The 14935-nt window shown below is 45.4% G+C and carries 21 protein-coding genes; 4 read left to right on the top strand and 17 right to left on the bottom strand.

Annotated features, from left to right (window positions below; all coding sequences use genetic code 11):
- Positions 1–119: 119 nt before the first annotated feature.
- On the bottom strand, positions 120–1367 hold the full coding sequence (locus ICN36_RS02565; protein ID WP_216226820.1) for a porin: 1248 nt from the start codon (positions 1365–1367) through the stop codon (positions 120–122).
- A gap of 208 nt (positions 1368–1575) precedes the next feature.
- Here ICN36_RS02565 and ICN36_RS02560 point away from each other — a divergent pair, with 208 nt between their 5' ends.
- A complete protein-coding gene (locus ICN36_RS02560; RefSeq protein WP_216226819.1) occupies positions 1576–3048 on the top strand; it encodes a sel1 repeat family protein in 1473 nt (490 codons plus the stop codon).
- Here the strand turns inward: ICN36_RS02560 and tatC are convergent.
- The 8 genes from tatC to hisI all read right to left on the bottom strand — a co-directional run bounded on the left by tatC (position 3024) and on the right by hisI (position 6582).
- On the bottom strand, positions 3024–3812 hold the full coding sequence (gene tatC / locus ICN36_RS02555; RefSeq protein WP_216226818.1) for a twin-arginine translocase subunit TatC: 789 nt from the start codon (positions 3810–3812) through the stop codon (positions 3024–3026). The genes ICN36_RS02560 and tatC overlap by 25 nt on opposite strands.
- Positions 3813–3857: 45 nt before the next feature.
- Positions 3858–4334 (bottom strand): Sec-independent protein translocase protein TatB, encoded by a 477-nt coding sequence (gene tatB, locus ICN36_RS02550; RefSeq protein ID WP_216226817.1) that lies wholly within the window; start codon positions 4332–4334, stop codon positions 3858–3860.
- 67 nt (positions 4335–4401) lie between these two features.
- A complete protein-coding gene (gene tatA / locus ICN36_RS02545) occupies positions 4402–4635 on the bottom strand; it encodes a Sec-independent protein translocase subunit TatA (RefSeq protein ID WP_216226816.1) in 234 nt (77 codons plus the stop codon).
- Between the two features lie 16 nt (positions 4636–4651).
- Positions 4652–5008, bottom strand: coding sequence for a histidine triad nucleotide-binding protein (locus tag ICN36_RS02540; protein WP_215321313.1), 357 nt, complete (start codon positions 5006–5008; stop codon positions 4652–4654).
- Between the two features lie 24 nt (positions 5009–5032).
- Complete coding sequence (locus ICN36_RS02535; RefSeq protein ID WP_216226815.1) at positions 5033–5434, bottom strand: phosphoribosyl-ATP diphosphatase; 402 nt, start codon at positions 5432–5434, stop codon at positions 5033–5035.
- 16 nt (positions 5435–5450) lie between these two features.
- Positions 5451–5837 (bottom strand): type II toxin-antitoxin system VapC family toxin, encoded by a 387-nt coding sequence (locus tag ICN36_RS02530; protein WP_255531212.1) that lies wholly within the window; start codon positions 5835–5837, stop codon positions 5451–5453.
- Between the two features lie 8 nt (positions 5838–5845).
- Entirely contained in the window at positions 5846–6109 is a 264-nt protein-coding gene (locus ICN36_RS02525; RefSeq protein WP_370623382.1) for an antitoxin, read from the bottom strand.
- A gap of 83 nt (positions 6110–6192) precedes the next feature.
- Positions 6193–6582: a phosphoribosyl-AMP cyclohydrolase gene (gene hisI / locus ICN36_RS02520; protein WP_215321311.1), complete on the bottom strand. Its 390-nt coding sequence runs from the start codon at positions 6580–6582 to the stop codon at positions 6193–6195.
- 134 nt (positions 6583–6716) lie between these two features.
- On the opposite strand from hisI, the gene ICN36_RS02515 reads away from it, so the two are divergent.
- Both ICN36_RS02515 and ICN36_RS02510 read left to right on the top strand, forming a co-directional pair.
- The gene (locus ICN36_RS02515; RefSeq protein WP_216226813.1) at positions 6717–6899 is read left to right on the top strand and encodes a type II toxin-antitoxin system HicA family toxin; all 183 of its coding nucleotides are present in this window, start codon (positions 6717–6719) and stop codon (positions 6897–6899) included.
- A gap of 11 nt (positions 6900–6910) precedes the next feature.
- Entirely contained in the window at positions 6911–7303 is a 393-nt protein-coding gene (locus ICN36_RS02510) for a type II toxin-antitoxin system HicB family antitoxin (RefSeq protein ID WP_215321309.1), read from the top strand.
- Between the two features lie 9 nt (positions 7304–7312).
- On the opposite strand, the gene hisF is transcribed toward ICN36_RS02510, so the two are convergent.
- From hisF to hisB, 4 genes are read right to left on the bottom strand one after another with little or no spacing between them, the layout of a single operon-like run.
- Positions 7313–8071: an imidazole glycerol phosphate synthase subunit HisF gene (gene hisF, locus ICN36_RS02505; RefSeq protein WP_215348215.1), complete on the bottom strand. Its 759-nt coding sequence runs from the start codon at positions 8069–8071 to the stop codon at positions 7313–7315.
- Entirely contained in the window at positions 8071–8832 is a 762-nt protein-coding gene (gene hisA, locus ICN36_RS02500; protein ID WP_216226812.1) for a 1-(5-phosphoribosyl)-5-[(5-phosphoribosylamino)methylideneamino]imidazole-4-carboxamide isomerase, read from the bottom strand. Before hisA ends, hisF begins: the two co-directional genes overlap by 1 nt.
- Positions 8833–8850: 18 nt before the next feature.
- Positions 8851–9507, bottom strand: a complete 657-nt coding sequence (hisH, locus tag ICN36_RS02495) for an imidazole glycerol phosphate synthase subunit HisH (protein ID WP_216226811.1) — start codon at positions 9505–9507, stop codon at positions 8851–8853.
- Between the two features lie 49 nt (positions 9508–9556).
- A complete protein-coding gene (hisB, locus tag ICN36_RS02490) occupies positions 9557–10144 on the bottom strand; it encodes an imidazoleglycerol-phosphate dehydratase HisB (protein WP_215323729.1) in 588 nt (195 codons plus the stop codon).
- Positions 10145–10260: 116 nt separating this feature from the next.
- Here hisB and hisC point away from each other — a divergent pair, with 116 nt between their 5' ends.
- A complete protein-coding gene (gene hisC / locus ICN36_RS02485) occupies positions 10261–11328 on the top strand; it encodes a histidinol-phosphate transaminase (protein ID WP_216226810.1) in 1068 nt (355 codons plus the stop codon).
- A gap of 11 nt (positions 11329–11339) precedes the next feature.
- On the opposite strand, the gene hisD is transcribed toward hisC, so the two are convergent.
- From hisD to ICN36_RS02465, 4 genes are all read right to left on the bottom strand, one after another.
- The gene (gene hisD, locus ICN36_RS02480) at positions 11340–12662 is read right to left on the bottom strand and encodes a histidinol dehydrogenase (protein ID WP_216226809.1); all 1323 of its coding nucleotides are present in this window, start codon (positions 12660–12662) and stop codon (positions 11340–11342) included.
- Between the two features lie 26 nt (positions 12663–12688).
- Positions 12689–13315 (bottom strand): ATP phosphoribosyltransferase, encoded by a 627-nt coding sequence (gene hisG, locus ICN36_RS02475; RefSeq protein ID WP_216226808.1) that lies wholly within the window; start codon positions 13313–13315, stop codon positions 12689–12691.
- Between the two features lie 20 nt (positions 13316–13335).
- On the bottom strand, positions 13336–14610 hold the full coding sequence (gene murA / locus ICN36_RS02470) for a UDP-N-acetylglucosamine 1-carboxyvinyltransferase (RefSeq protein ID WP_216226807.1): 1275 nt from the start codon (positions 14608–14610) through the stop codon (positions 13336–13338).
- 69 nt (positions 14611–14679) lie between these two features.
- On the bottom strand, positions 14680–14928 hold the full coding sequence (locus tag ICN36_RS02465; protein ID WP_216226806.1) for a BolA family protein: 249 nt from the start codon (positions 14926–14928) through the stop codon (positions 14680–14682).
- Positions 14929–14935 lie beyond the last annotated feature (7 nt).

Genomic DNA, 14935 nt, shown 5'->3' with positions numbered 1-14935 from the left:
ATGAGAGGCTATGCGCAAATGGTGATGCACAAATTACAGACAAAAAAACCCACCGTGTTGCCACAGTGGGTTAATTTAATACCAACCTAATTTTTTCACTAGCTTACGCTAGCTTTAAATTAGAAAGTGTGACGTACACCAATAGCGTAGTTGTTCAAACCAGAGCTAACAGTTGAACCAGCAATAGCAGCTGTTGATGTCAATGTTTGACCATAGATTGCATACAAGTTAGTACGCTTGCTGAGGTAGTAGTTAGAACCTAACTGCCAACCATTGAAGTTAGCAGTTGGTTGAGCACTAGTACCACCGAATGATGTGTAACGACCTAAACCAGCAGAAGCCCAAGCTTCGATTGTTGGAGTAATGTAGCTACGAACACCGATCTGCTCAGCTTGACGCTTAGCGTAGTAGTTTGTAGAAATTGTAGAAGTTGCTTTACGTGAAACGTATTGAGCGTATGCCTTCAAGATACCGAAGTCATAAGTCGCGCCAGCGTAGAACTGGTTGTCTTGTACGTTAACAGCGTTACCAGAAGCCAACCCTTGAGCTGCAGTAGCACCAGCAGCTTGAGCATTTGTCCAAGTGTTTGTGTTTGCCAATGTACCATCAGCAACAGTCAACTGCTTGAGAGCTTGGTAAGCAGCAGCTACGTAGAACTTGTTGTATGTGTAATCAGCACCTAAACCCCAACCGCTTGCATTTGTATTGCCGCCTACAGTAGCAGGAGTAGCAGAAATAGTTTCAGTTTGGTTCTTGTTATTCAATGTGTAGATAGCAGAACCTGTGAAGCCACCAAAGTTAGCAGACTGAACTGACAATGTGTTCGCTGTACGGTTTGTGAATCCAAGGTTGTTTGTACCAGCACCAGCAGAAGTAATTCCTGTAGAACCAGCGTAAATTACGTTACCAGTCATGTTGTTCAACTGGCCAACGTCAGTCGCAGCAGCAGCATTAAAGATTGGTGTGTATTGCAAACCAATAGCTGTTTGACCAATACCATTCTTTTTCAAGCCAACAAAAGTTTGACGGTTAGACAAGCCACCGTTTGTGTTACCAGAGAGAGCTTGGTCTTGTGGAGCCAATGCAAATTCAGCAGTAAAGAAAGCTGATGTGCCGTTACCCAAATCTTCAACACCTTTAAAACCTAAACGGTTAGTTTGCTCAGCACCTTGACCAAATTGGTTCACTGTTGCTTTTGCTGTACCGTTGTTGTAGCCAGCTGTGTTGCCTTTAGCTGAATCTTGTATACGTGTAGTTCCACCGATGTAACCAACGTCCAAGATACCGTATACGGTTACGCTGGACTGAGCTTGAGCAGCAGATGCGAAAGCACCGATAGCTGCAACTGCTAATAGCGATTTTTTCATTCTTTAAATCTCCAAAAATTAAAAGTAATGCCCAAATAAAACTGGGACCAATGAATTTTGCTTCTTTTGCCCCGCTAGACTGGGGGTCAGGGTATTTAGGAGTTCTTTTTGCTTGTCAAAAGGTAGTTTTTTGGCTTTCTTCGTTGTATCTCGGCAACAAGACCATCGATTTCTGTCTTTTATAGGCTCCAGATGCCAAAATTGTCATATGGCAAGTCGCGAATTCTTAAAAATCCTTAGTTCAGCCCGTTTGGGTGATGTATCGGCGCAACAAAAATTGGCTCAAGCCTATTTAACTGGTGCTTTTAAAACCCCCATTCAACCCGCTAACGCATTGATTTGGCTAGAAAAATCTTATTTTTCTATTACAAATCAATTGCTTGAATCCCAAACCTCAAGCGCCCCTGAAATCCTTAATGTTTTGTCTCAAGTAGCCAATATCCCGCTAGCTAGCACCTTCAACTCCCCTGCTTTTGAATTTGGCTGGAACTCTTTTTGGGGTTTAGCTGAGGCTACGGGCGACTCAGAACCGAAATTGGCAGCGAAGTGGCAACTCGTTAATTTATTAATTAATCCAAGCAACCTTGAAATCCAATCAAAGCTGTCGGACTGGCTAATTAATAGAGCAAAAAGAGAGCCTTCGCCTACGCTAGAAAAAATAAATAACTTAGACCTGGGAGGGCTTCAAAAATTAGCAAAGCAATATTTGCAAGAGCTCGCTGAAGGTGAGTCTAGTTTTGGACCTAGCGCAAAAGAGCTCCTGATTAAATTGCAGCCTAAGAATGAAGCGCTATCTTCATTGTGGCAAGTCTGGCTTAACGAACAAAATGAAGACGCATTAATCCAGGCAGCTGAGCTTGGTTTAACTGTTGCAAAACTAACTTTGGGCCTGCGCCTTGCACAACTCGATGAAAGAATCGAAGCGGCCGAAACAAAATCAAATGCCTCACTGAAGAAAGCAGCCTATTGGTTAGAGCTTGCGGCTAAAGATGGTGATCGCGATGCTTGGTATGCACTTGGTGAAATTTATCGCCGCCCACAGTTCTCTGGTTACAACGCTGCAGAGAGTGATCGCGCCATCGATCGCGCTGCTGATCTTGGCCATCCACAAGCGCAGTTGCGTAAAGGCGCCAATCTTTGGCGCAAGCGCGAAAAGAACGAAGAGAAGGTTCGCGGTCTTCAAGCTTCTTATTGGGTATGGCAAGCACACCAGCAAGGTGTGCCGGAAGCAAAAGAATTGCTAAGCAAAATTTTAGAAAGTTGCCCTAATCCCAAATTGAATGAATGGTTTGAATTAGCCCAATGCGCCCAAGAAGCGATTAATCATCATGCTGAACACAAGCTCAATGAAGATTGGTTCCTACTTTGTTATCGCCTCATCATTGCAAACCAATTTAACTTCAGTAAAGCAGAGCTGTTGTTGTCTGAGGTAGGCCAGCTACAGCATGAGCATTGTGTAGTGGTGGATATTCGCTGGGAATTACCAAAAATTTTGCCTAGATTGATTCAGATTGAAACTATCCAACAACGTCGCGCCCTTTTGGCTGCTGGAAAAGCATTTGCAGGATCAGAAATAGATCTTGAGGGCAACCTAAGACAAAGACGCTATCGCTTTGACCGCGTCACTAAGTGGCTAACGAATACTTTTTCTAAGAATCAAGTAGGCGTAGAAGTCGACTGATCTGCTGCATCTTCTTCAGATGGCTTGGGCACATAAAAACGTGCCACCAATAAGCCCAACTCGTAGAGCAGCGTCATTGGTACCGCTAGCAGTAATTGCGAGAGCACATCGGGCGGTGTCACAACCGCTGAAATGACAAAGGCGCCCACAATAACGTAAGGGCGAATTTCCTTGAGCTTAGCCAGAGGCACCATGCCCATGCGAACGAGCACAACCACAACAACAGGCACCTCAAAAGTAATACCAAACGCCAAGAAGGTCGTCATGGCAAAACTTAAATAGTTATCAATGTCGGTCGACATCTCCGCACCCAAGGGTGCGTTATAGCTAGCCATGAACTTAAATACCGTTGGAAATACTAAAAAGTAAGCAAACGCCATACCAGCAATGAATAAGGTATAGCTACTAACGACCAAAGGCAGAATGAGTTTTCTTTCGTGCAAATACAGACCAGGCGCAATGAATGCCCAGAGCTGATACATCACTACAGGCAACGCAATCAGAAATGCCACGAGCATAGTGACTTTCATGGGCACAAAGAATGAGCCCGTGACATCAGTCACAATCATTTTTCCGCCAGCAGGCAAGGCCTCTAATAATGGTTGCGCAAACAGGTGAAAAATATCTGGCGCCCAATAGACTAAACATACAAAGACAGCAATGATTGCTAATGCTGACTTGATTACGCGATCACGTAATTCAAATAAGTGGGATAGAAACGTTTCCTGTAATCCCGAGTCTTCAGTTGAATTATTTTCAGTCATGCGTAGATATTTTTATTCTTTTACTTTTACTTTTACTGATTATTTTTATTTGAGAGCACTGTGATGAAAGCGCTTCATTCTGGCAGCACCAGATTGCACGCGAGTACGGATGCCAGCAGAGCGTTTAAACCAAACCGGCCTTGCAGCGCGGCGTACACCCCAACTATTCCGGCCTTGGCGCTTAGTTTTGCGCAGCACTTCCTTCTCATCGAGGGGTGGCTTTTCAAAGCTGGTTTCAAAGATATCCGCTTGATCACTGAGATTGGCTCCAGCTTCTTTAACTGTAGAGCCGATGCTGTTTTCAACTTCCTTCAGCGTAGCGGCAGTTTCTTCACGAAACTTTTTAAACTCTTCTACTTCCATCTGACGACTGACTTCAGACTTCACGTCAGCCATATAGCGCTGTGCGCGCCCAAACAAATTACCAGCCATCCTAGCCACTTTAGGTAGACGCTCTGGACCAACTACCACCAAAGCAACTACAGCAATCAGCGCAAGCTTTGAAACTCCGAGATCAATCATTTAACCAGTCGTTTAAAAGCTGCATGTGTTTCTATCGCGCCTCAGTTGTTTATTGCTTATTTGTTACTTATTTATTGACGTCTTTAGCCTGCACATCAACTGTCTTTTCTGCTGTTGCAGAACTTTGTTGAATTTGATCCTTAGTGTTTTCTGTAGGCTCTTCAGAGGTTTTCATACCATCTTTGAAACCTTTTACAGCGCCGCCTAAATCTTGGCCGATATTACGTAATTTTTTAGTACCGAATACCAGCATCACGATAACCAAAACAATTAACCAATGCCAAATGCTAAATGAGCCCATCTTTAATCTCCTTGGATTATTTTTTCCAGGGGCGGGGACCGCCCATCACATGTAAGTGCAAGTGATAAACCTCCTGCCCACCATCCGCACCATTGTTCACCATCAACCTAAAGCCACCATCCTTACCAGGACGACAACCTTGCTCTTTGGCAAGACGGGGTGCTAATTCCATCATTTTACCCAGCAAAGGAGCATCTACGCTTTCTGCTGACTCCAGCATGGGGATGTGCTTTTTAGGAATCATCAAAAAATGGACTGGCGCTGCTGGATTGATATCTTTGAAAGCATAGATTTCCTCATCCTCGTAGACCTTCTGGGAGGGAATTAAACCTTGAGAAATCTTACAAAACAGGCAATTAGGATCGTGTGACATACTTTTTCTCGTATTTATCCGTACTTACTCTTTTCCAGCCGCTTTTCTAGCGGCCTTCTCTTCAATGCCAGAAGTGCCCAAGCGACGATCAAGCTCAGCAATCACATCTTCTGGGCGCAAATTAAATTGAGATAGAGCAATCAAGCAGTGAAACCACAAATCAGCCATTTCGCCCACCAAGAGCTTTTGTTGATCGGCCGCCAAATTAGAATTGCGAGCATCTTTTGCCGCCATCACAGCCTCAGTCGCTTCTTCGCCAATCTTTTTCAAGATCCCGTCATCACCCTTTGAAAAGAGCAAGGCGGTATATGAAGTTTTGGGATCTGCTTGGCCCGCCTTAAACGCATCACGACGTTGATCGACTACATCAGCTAAATGACTTAGCCCAGCATCTATTTTTTTGCCTGAATTCAATATCTTATCCATGAATATGTTTTCCAGACTATACAGTCCAATCCTCTACCCTTAAATTCCCAACCCTTTTAAAGGCTTGGTCATTCGTTACCAGAACCGCCCCAAGCTGAGAAGCATGTGCTGCAATTTGCATGTCAAGAGAGCCCAACACATTTCCATTACCCTCTAACTGGGCCCTTAAAACACCATAATGCTCGGCTACATCGGTATCCCAAACTAAAACATCCACTCGCCTTAAAAACTCTTGCACAACCAAATGTAAGTTCCTTGCATTTGGCTTTTTTGCCAAACCATAGAGAATTTCACCCTCAGATATAACTGACAAGCATAGTCTTTCCATGGGAACACTAGCGATTTTTCTACTTACCACTGGGTTTTTCTTAAGGAGACTACTTACGGTATTGGTGTCGAGCATATATCTCATCACTCATTGATCCCAATAAATGGGTCTCGTTCTTGCAAGCCTTGATTTCGATCTTCGGGACTTAAGAAATCTGCAGGTATATCTGTAGTTTCAAGGGCCAAGAAAAAGCTATCCCAGTTTTCAGGTCTTCTGGAGAGGATTAAATCACCAGTAATGGCATCACGTCGAATAAAAACCTCTTTTTCCTCGAAGCGAAATGCAGCAGGTAGGCGTATGGCTTGACTGCGCCCATTCATGAAGATTTTTGCTGTTAGACCCATCATTCTACCTCCTTGGTATATATCAAAGTATATACCATTCTAAACGACTATAAAGTGGAAATACAGACCATAAATATTTATTTGGGTCAGTTTTTACTGATCTTTTGCCAATTTGAGCTTACAGAATCCCACTCCCTAAAGAAGCAGCTATGCTCACCCGTATGGCAAGCAATCCCGTCTTTTTGCTCAACCATCAGCAAAATCGTATCCCCATCACAATCCAGACGAATTTCTTTTACTTTCTGGGTATGGCCAGACTCTTCGCCCTTGTGCCACAGTTTTTGTCTGGAACGAGTCCAGTAGACTGCCTCGCCTAAGCGTAAGGTTTCCAATAAGGCGTCGCGATTCATCCAGGCCATCATCAAGATATCCTTGCTGCCAACTTCTTGGGCGATTACTGGAACCAATCCTTGATCATTCCAAGTCACCGCTGCTAATAGCCCCTGGTCTAGTGAGTTTTTATTTGTATCTGACATTTATCCGATTTTGACAGAATTATTAAGAGTCACCCAAATAAGAATCGCCTACGGCTTACTGCAACAGCCCAACCCACCTTCTGGACAATAACCCTGTTTGTGTGTATGATGTGTATAAAATTTATAATTCGAGGATGAATAGCAAAGAACTCATCAAGGCATTAGAAAAAGATGGCTGGGTTTTGCGGGGCTCAAAAGGGTCTCATCATGTTTTTAACCACCCCCGCAAAGCTGGGCACATTACGGTTCCTCATCCCAAAAAAGATCTAGGAATTGGATTGGTTCAAAAACTACTGAAACAAGCAGGAATTAAATAGAAGGATGAACAATGAAATATCCAATTGCTATTGAACCAGGTGGGCATAAGTTGGTGTGGGGTGTGATTGTTCCTGACATGCCAGGCTGCTTTTCTGCCGCTGACAGTGGAATTGATGAGGCTATTGAGAATGCCAAAGAAGCGATTGAGCTTTGGATTGAGGCTGCATTAGACGCGGGCGAAGATATCCCAAAGCCCAGTTCTATTACCGAGCTGCAAAAGAAGAAAGAGTTCAAAGGATATATTTGGGCAATTGCTGAGATTGACCCGGCATTACTGTCGGACGATATCGAAAGAGTAAATATTTCTTTACCAAAAAGGGTTCTAGCAAGATTAGATGCTAAGGCCAAATCTGCTGGTGAAAACCGCTCCGCCTTTATCGCGCATATGGCGATTAGCGCTTAATAACCCCAACTAAATCCGAACCGGAATTCCTTGGGCGGCCATATATTCTTTTGCCTGGCCTACGGTGTATTCACCATAGTGAAAGATGCTGGCAGCCAATACTGCATCTGCATGACCTTTGGTAATGCCATCGACTAAATGCTGCAAATTACCCACACCACCAGAAGCAATCACCGGGACAGAAACAGCATCACTAACTGCGGCAGTTAGTGCCAAGTCAAAGCCGTCTTTACTACCATCGCGATTCATACTGGTTAATAAAATTTCTCCGGCACCGCGCTTGGCAACTTCTTTAGCCCATTCAACCACATCCATGCCGGTAGCTGTTCTGCCGCCATGCGTGAATACCTCCCAATTGCCAGCCTCTGTTTGTTTGGCATCAATCGCCACCACAATACATTGAGAGCCGTAATAGGCAGCTGCGTCAGACACCAAATCCGGATTAGCAACAGCAGAAGAATTCATACTCACTTTATCTGCACCGGCATTGAGTAAGCGACGCACGTCAGCAACCGCGCGCACACCACCACCAACAGTCAAGGGAATAAAAACTTGTGAAGCAACATCTTCAATAATGTGCAAAATCAGATCACGCCCATCCGAGGTTGCCGTGATATCCAAAAAAGTGAGTTCGTCTGCGCCTTGTGTGTCATAGCGTTTAGCAATTTCAACGGGATCGCCTGCGTCGCGCAGACCAACAAAGTTCACACCTTTAACTACGCGCCCTGCTGTGACATCAAGACAAGGAATAATTCGCTTGGTTAACACTAGATAATTTTCTTTTTATATTTGAGTGTTAATTCATCAGCATATTTTTGAGCGGCTGCAAGATCCAGGTCGCCAGCATAAATAGAGCGGCCAGCGATAACACCCATGACACCCTCTTCTTCGGCCTTGCAGAGTGCATCAATATCTTGGTTATTTGATAGGCCACCACTGGCAATTACAGGAATGCGTATTGCTTGAGCCAACTTGACCGTAGCGTCAATGTTCACACCCTTGAGCATGCCATCCCGACCAATATCGGTATAGATAATGGCTTCTACGCCCCAGTCTTCAAATTTCTTGGCAAGGTCAATCACTTCATGACCAGTAATCTTGCTCCAGCCATCAGTCGCCACTTTGCCATCACGCGCATCTAAACCAACCATGACATGGCCTGGAAATGCTGTGCAAGCATCCTGTACGAAGCCTGGATTCTTAACCGCTGCAGTACCAATGATGACCGTGCTGATGCCATCATCCAATAAGCGCTCAATCGTTTCAAGATCACGAATGCCGCCACCGAGTTGCACAGGGATCTCATTACCAACCGCTTTGAGAATCGATTTAATAGCAGACTCATTTTTGAGCTTGCCAGCAAATGCGCCATTTAGATCGACCAGATGCAAACGTCGCGCACCTTTACTAATCCAATGTGCCGCCATCGCGCCGGGGTCTTCAGAAAAAACTGTGGCTTTATCCATGTCACCTTGTTCGAGTCGAACACAGTGGCCGTCTTTGAGATCAATTGCGGGAATCAGCAGCATAGCAAAGGGTAATAAATATTAAGGTTGCCAAGAAACAAAATTTTGATAAAGCTTTAATCCGTATTCTGCACTTTTTTCTGGATGGAATTGTGTAGCGAAAATATTATCTCGCGCCACTGCAGAAGTAAACCAATCACCATATTCAGTAGAGCCAGCAGCATCTTCATTGCGCTGCGGTACAACATAGTAGCTATGCACAAAGTAAAAGCTCGTCAAATCAGGGATGCCAGACCAAATAGGATGCTTTTGATCTTGACGTACCTGATTCCAGCCCATATGTGGCACTTTATAAGCAGATCCATCTGGCTGCTTCTTGCCGGCCAAATCAAAACGACGCACTTCCCCAGGAATCAAACCCAAGCATGGTGTCCATTGCTCAGTAGCGCGAACCTCTGCACTTCTGTCAAATAGCATTTGCTCGCCTACACAAACACCCAGGAGCGGTTTAGTTTTGGATGCCTCTAATAAGGCCTCTAATAATCCCGATTCTTCGAGATGCTTCATGCAATCAGGCATTGCTCCTTGACCAGGCAACACCACACGATCTGCAGAACGAATTTCCTCTGGCTGATGGGCAATCAAGACATTGTCATTGGGAGCGACATGATGAAATGCCTGATACACAGAACGGAGATTGCCCATTCCATAATCAACGATCGCAATGGTTTGCGCCAAAATTTAGCCTATCTTTGCTGTTATCTAACGGGCAACTAGAAGATCTAGATTAGAGGCTGCCTTTGGTTGAAGGAATAGAGCCAGAAGCACGTGGATCAACTGCCAAAGCCATGCGCAAAGCACGGCCAAAAGCCTTGAAAACGGTTTCAATTTGGTGATGCGCATTGATGCCACGCAAATTATCGATGTGCAAAGTAACGCCCGCATGGTTCACAAAACCACGGAAGAACTCAATACTGAGATCTACATCAAAGTCGCCTACCCGTGCACGCGTAAATGGAACGTTAAATTCCAAGCCTGGGCGGCCAGAGAAATCGATCACAACACGAGAAAGCGTTTCATCTAAAGGCACATAAGAATGGCCGTAACGAGTAATCCCCGCTTTATCACCAACTGCTTTGGCAAAGGCCTGACCTAAGGTAATCCCCACATCTTCAACGGTGTGGTGATCATCAATATGAGTGTCGCCATTAGCAACCACTTTAAGATCGATCATGCCGTGACGGGCAATCTGATCGAGCATGTGATCAAGAAAAGGGACTCCAGAGGCTAGCTCAGCCTTACCGGTTCCATCTAAATTGATGGAAATCTGAATTTTGGTTTCCGAAGTGTTTCGGGTGACGTCGGCTTGCCGCATGCTTCATTGCGCCGCGAGGCGAAGTGTTGATTGAAGCCTCATAATATCATTCCTAGAAGAGATTTAAATACTGATAACGCCATACTTTTATCCTGATTTTTGACCCGAGAACCCTCATGAGCCGTTTCTGGAGCCCTGTTGTTCAAACCTTAACCCCTTATGTTCCAGGGGAGCAACCGCAAATGCAGCGGCTGGTCAAACTCAACACCAATGAAAGCCCTTACGGCCCATCGCCAAAGGCACTTGCCGCAATCGAGGATAACAATACCGCGGATTTACGCCTTTATCCCGACCCAGAAGGCACGGCACTTAAGCAGGCTATCGCTAAATTACACGGCTTAGACCCAAAACAGGTCTTTTTAGGCAATGGCTCAGATGAAGTCTTGGCTCACGTATTTGCTGGGCTTCTTAAACAAAGTAAACCTGTTCATTTTCCAGATATCACCTACAGTTTTTATCCCGTGTACTGCAAGCTTTTTGGAATTGATTACAAAACCATTCCATTGGGTGAAAAGTTTGAGATCAATACTGCTGACTACAAAGTGCCTAATGGTGGAATTATTTTCCCCAACCCAAACGCGCCAACGGGTAGATCAATTCCTCGCTCAGAAATCGAAGCCTTACTATCGCGCAACAAAGACTCTGTAGTAGTCATTGATGAGGCTTATGTGGATTATGGAACGCAATCGTGCATTCCACTCTTACGTGGTGATGGCTGTCCTGAAAATCTCCTAGTTGTCCATACGCTTTCTAAATCTCGCGCCCTAGCTGGTCTGCGTGTCGGCTTTGCCGTTGGTCATCCAGATTTAATCGAGGGCTTGGAGCGAGTTAAAAATAGTTTCAATTCTTATCCACTGGGGCGCCTTGCTCAAGCCGGCGCTATTGCGGCCGTTGAGGATCAAGCGCATCTTGAAGAAACCTCTGCCAAGGTGATTCAAACGCGCACAAAGATGGTTGAGCAACTCGGGGCGTTAGGATTTGAAACACTACCTTCAACTGCGAACTTTATTTTCACTCGTCACCCAAAGCATGCTGGAGTCAAGCTATACCAAGCCTTGCGTGACAGAGGCATCATCGTTCGTCACTTTAAATCCGCACGCATAGAAGAGTTCTTACGGATAACAATTGGCACGGATGAGCAAAGCAACGAACTTATCACTGCTTTAAAAGAAATTCTGAATTAAGTTTTTTGGGCTTACTTTTTGAGGCGCATCTCAGCTGCGCGAGCGTGGGCTTGCAAGCCCTCACCGTGAGCCAACGTACTAGCAACTGCGCCCAAAGTTTGTGCGCCAGCCTCACTGACTTCAATCATGCTAGAGCGCTTAATAAAATCATACACACCTAGTGGCGAAGAAAAACGTGCGGTACGTGCAGTAGGCAATACATGATTGGGGCCAGCACAGTAGTCACCCAGTGATTCACTAGTGTAGTTACCCATAAAGATAGCGCCCGCATGTCGAATTTGATCTGCCCACTTACGAGGCTCAGCAGCGCAAATCTCCAAGTGCTCAGCAGCAATTGCATTAGCAATCTCACACGCTTCCGACATATCTTTTACTTGAATCAACAATGCGCGGTTTGTGAGCGAAGCTTGAATTACTTTCGCTCTTGGCATTTCAGGGAGGAGCTTGTTGATACTTGCTTGCACTTGCTCAATATATTGAGCATCTGGACAGAGAAGGATCGATTGAGCCTGCTCATCATGCTCAGCTTGGGAAAACAAATCCATTGCAACCCAATCGGGGTTAGTAGATCCGTCACAAAGCACCAAAATTTCAGATGGGCCAGCGATCATATCAATGCCCACAATGCCAAACACCCTGCGCTTAGCAGCAGCTACATAAGCATTCCCTGGCCCAACAATTTTATCGACCGAGGGAATTGTTTTAGTGCCGTAAGCTAAGGCACCAACTGCCTGAGCGCCACCGATCGTAAAGACACGGTCAACGCCCGCAAGATATGCCGCCGCCAAGACCAGTGGGTTACGTGCACCATCCGGAGTGGGCACCACCATAACGATTTCAGCGACACCAGCTACTTTTGCAGGAATGGCATTCATCAATACGGATGAAGGGTAAGCCGCCTTACCTCCAGGCACATAAATACCAACACGATCTAATGGAGTTACTTTTTGACCAAGGCGTGTTCCATCCTTTTCTTCGTACTCCCAAGAATGGCAACCAGCTTCAATCTTTTGGTGCTCGTGATAAGCGCGCACTCTTTGTGAAGCGATATCTAAAGCATTTTTTTGTTCTGCAGATAAAGAGTTGTAAGCAAGCTCTAAATCTTTGCGAGGTACCTCTAATTCGGAAACGCTTGCAACATTTAAGCGATCGAACTGTTTTGTAAATCCTAGAACCGCTTCATCACCTTGGGCTTTCACTGCTGCCAAAATCTTAAGCACTGCAGCATCAATAGCCTCATCATCAGCGGTAGGCAATGAAAGGCTAGACAACAGAATTTCTCTGAAGCCGGCATCTTTACTATTGAGACGCTTAACGTTAATTTGTGCAGACATTAATGAGGACTTTTCGCTAGGACTGATTACTTCAGCAACTCAAAAATAGGTTGTAGTTGTGTACGCTTGCGCTTGTACGAAGCCTGATTCACTACCAAGCGAGCGCTGATATCGGCAATAGGTTCAACCTCAACCAAACCATTTGCTTTTAATGTATTTCCTGTAGACACCAAATCCACAATAGCGTCAGCTAAGCCTACCAAGGGTGCCAGCTCCATAGAGCCATAGAGCTGGATCGTATCAATGTGAACGCCTTTATTAGCAAAGTGCTCACGCGCGCAGTTGACATACTTGGTGGCAACTTTTAAACGAGATCCCTGCTTTACTGCCGCAGCGTAATCAAACCCCTCACGAACAGCAACAGACATGCGGCACTTGGCAATATCTAAGTCATAAGGCACATACAATCCATCAGCACCTTTTTCCAGCAGAACATCCAATCCAGCCACTCCAAAATCAGCGCCGCCAAATTGCACATAAGTTGGTACATCGGATGCGCGAACAATAATGAGGCGAACGTCCGGATTGGAGGTCTCAATAATGAGTTTGCGTGACTTCTCAGGATCTTCCAGCGGCACAATGCCAACCTTGGATAAGATCTCTGCGGTTTCTTCGAAGATACGCCCTTTGGAGAGCGCTAAAGTCAATTTCATGGACTAATTATCCATCAGCCTTACTTTATGCGCTCAATGTTGGCGCCCAAGAGGGTTAACTTATGCTCCATGCGGTCATAGCCACGATCCAAATGGTAAATCCGGTCTACCTGGGTTTCGCCCTGAGCAGCCAATCCAGCAATCACCAAGCTGGCTGAGGCACGTAGATCGGTAGCCATCACAATTGCGCCCGAAAGTTTTTCTACTCCCTGAGCAATTGCAGTGTTCCCTTCAATCGCAATATCTGCACCCAAACGATTGAGCTCTTGTACGTGCATAAAACGATTCTCAAAAATCGTTTCAGTAATGGTTGAGTTGCCCGATGCAATTGCATTTACAGTCATGAGCTGCGCCTGCATATCGGTTGGGAAAGCAGGGTATTCAGATGTACGGAAATTGACTGCTTTTGGACGACCCTGCATAGAGGCTTTAATCCAATCAGGTCCGATCTCCATTTGAAGGCCGGCCTCTTTTAACTTCACGATTACCGCATCTAGAGTATCGGGGCGACAATGCTTCACTGTGATCTCGCCGCCAGTGGCGGCAACCGCGCACAAGAATGTGCCTGCTTCAATACGATCCGCAATGACTGAGTGCTCAGCGCCATGAAGTTTCTCAACGCCCTCAATCACCAGGCGATCACTTCCAATTCCAGAGATTTTTGCGCCCATCTTCACTAGCAGTTCAGCTAAATCACCAACCTCAGGTTCGCGCGCTGCGTTTTCTAAAATAGTAGTGCCAGACGCTAAAGTGGCAGCCATCAACAAATTCTCAGTGCCGGTTACGGTAATCATGTCAGTCAAGATAGAGGCGCCCTTCAATCGATCTGATTGAGGCTTGGTTTCTGCTTGAATATAGCCACTCTTAATCTTAATGGTGGCACCCATCGCCTTCAGACCCTTGATATGCTGATCTACAGGGCGTGCGCCAATAGCGCAACCGCCAGGCAAGGAAACTTTAGCGCTGTGCATTCTAGCCAAGAGGGGACCAAGCACCAAGATAGAGGCGCGCATGGTCTTGACCATTTCATAAGTAGCTTCTGAGCTTTTAATAACTGCCGCGCTCAGTACCATATGACTATGATCGGCAGCATTTGGAAAATCTACCGTTACGCCAATTTCTTGCAAGAGCTTGAGCATGGTACGAACATCTTGCAAATCAGGGACATTGCGCAACACAACTGGTTGATCAGTTAATAGACAAGCACACAGAATTGGCAATGCGGCATTTTTAGCGCCAGCTATGACTACCTCTCCATTAAGAGGGGAGCCTCCAACCATTCGTAATTTATCCATGAAACGATTCCAGTAAAAACTTAGTTATTAATTTGTAGATGTAATGCTTAAAGGGTAATGGGGCAATTCTTACGCTGCTGAGTTCTGCGCAAACTCTTCAGGTGTAAATGCCTTAATTGACAGGGCATGTACTTCCGCCTTCATACGATCACCCATTGCGCTATATACCAATTGGTGACGTTGTACCAAACGCTTACCCTCAAACTCAGGGCTCACAATTGTTGCGAAAAAGTGTTGACCATCGCCCTCAACCTGAATGTGGGTGCAGCTAATACCTTGCTTGATATAGCCTTCAATTTGTTCTGGGGTGGGTAGCATTTCTTCT

It is taken from the genome of Polynucleobacter sp. UK-Gri1-W3 (assembly GCF_018881595.1).
GTDB lineage: Bacteria > Pseudomonadota > Gammaproteobacteria > Burkholderiales > Burkholderiaceae > Polynucleobacter.
The sequence above is the reverse complement of the archived record's forward strand: the minus strand, read 5'-3'. Positions and strand labels throughout refer to the sequence as shown.

Excerpts from the sequence above, each read along its gene's own strand:
- tatA (WP_216226816.1), bottom strand. The coding sequence starts at position 4,635 with ATGGGCTCATTTAGCATTTGGCATTGGTTAATTGTTTTGGTTATCGTG.
- ICN36_RS02510 (WP_215321309.1), top strand. The coding sequence starts at position 6,911 with ATGAAATATCCAATTGCTATTGAACCAGGTGGGCATAAGTTGGTGTGG.
- ICN36_RS02535 (WP_216226815.1), bottom strand. The coding sequence starts at position 5,434 with ATGGATAAGATATTGAATTCAGGCAAAAAAATAGATGCTGGGCTAAGT.
- hisA (WP_216226812.1), bottom strand. The coding sequence starts at position 8,832 with ATGCTGCTGATTCCCGCAATTGATCTCAAAGACGGCCACTGTGTTCGA.
- ICN36_RS02560 (WP_216226819.1), top strand. The coding sequence starts at position 1,576 with ATGGCAAGTCGCGAATTCTTAAAAATCCTTAGTTCAGCCCGTTTGGGT.
- ICN36_RS02465 (WP_216226806.1), bottom strand. The coding sequence starts at position 14,928 with ATGCTACCCACCCCAGAACAAATTGAAGGCTATATCAAGCAAGGTATT.
- hisG (WP_216226808.1), bottom strand. The coding sequence starts at position 13,315 with ATGAAATTGACTTTAGCGCTCTCCAAAGGGCGTATCTTCGAAGAAACC.
- ICN36_RS02530 (WP_255531212.1), bottom strand. The coding sequence starts at position 5,837 with ATGCTCGACACCAATACCGTAAGTAGTCTCCTTAAGAAAAACCCAGTG.
- tatC (WP_216226818.1), bottom strand. The coding sequence starts at position 3,812 with ATGACTGAAAATAATTCAACTGAAGACTCGGGATTACAGGAAACGTTT.
- ICN36_RS02540 (WP_215321313.1), bottom strand. The coding sequence starts at position 5,008 with ATGTCACACGATCCTAATTGCCTGTTTTGTAAGATTTCTCAAGGTTTA.
- ICN36_RS02565 (WP_216226820.1), bottom strand. The coding sequence starts at position 1,367 with ATGAAAAAATCGCTATTAGCAGTTGCAGCTATCGGTGCTTTCGCATCT.
- tatB (WP_216226817.1), bottom strand. The coding sequence starts at position 4,334 with ATGATTGATCTCGGAGTTTCAAAGCTTGCGCTGATTGCTGTAGTTGCT.
- hisC (WP_216226810.1), top strand. The coding sequence starts at position 10,261 with ATGAGCCGTTTCTGGAGCCCTGTTGTTCAAACCTTAACCCCTTATGTT.
- murA (WP_216226807.1), bottom strand. The coding sequence starts at position 14,610 with ATGGATAAATTACGAATGGTTGGAGGCTCCCCTCTTAATGGAGAGGTA.
- ICN36_RS02525 (WP_370623382.1), bottom strand. The coding sequence starts at position 6,109 with ATGATGGGTCTAACAGCAAAAATCTTCATGAATGGGCGCAGTCAAGCC.
- hisI (WP_215321311.1), bottom strand. The coding sequence starts at position 6,582 with ATGTCAGATACAAATAAAAACTCACTAGACCAGGGGCTATTAGCAGCG.
- hisB (WP_215323729.1), bottom strand. The coding sequence starts at position 10,144 with ATGCGGCAAGCCGACGTCACCCGAAACACTTCGGAAACCAAAATTCAG.
- hisD (WP_216226809.1), bottom strand. The coding sequence starts at position 12,662 with ATGTCTGCACAAATTAACGTTAAGCGTCTCAATAGTAAAGATGCCGGC.
- ICN36_RS02515 (WP_216226813.1), top strand. The coding sequence starts at position 6,717 with ATGAATAGCAAAGAACTCATCAAGGCATTAGAAAAAGATGGCTGGGTT.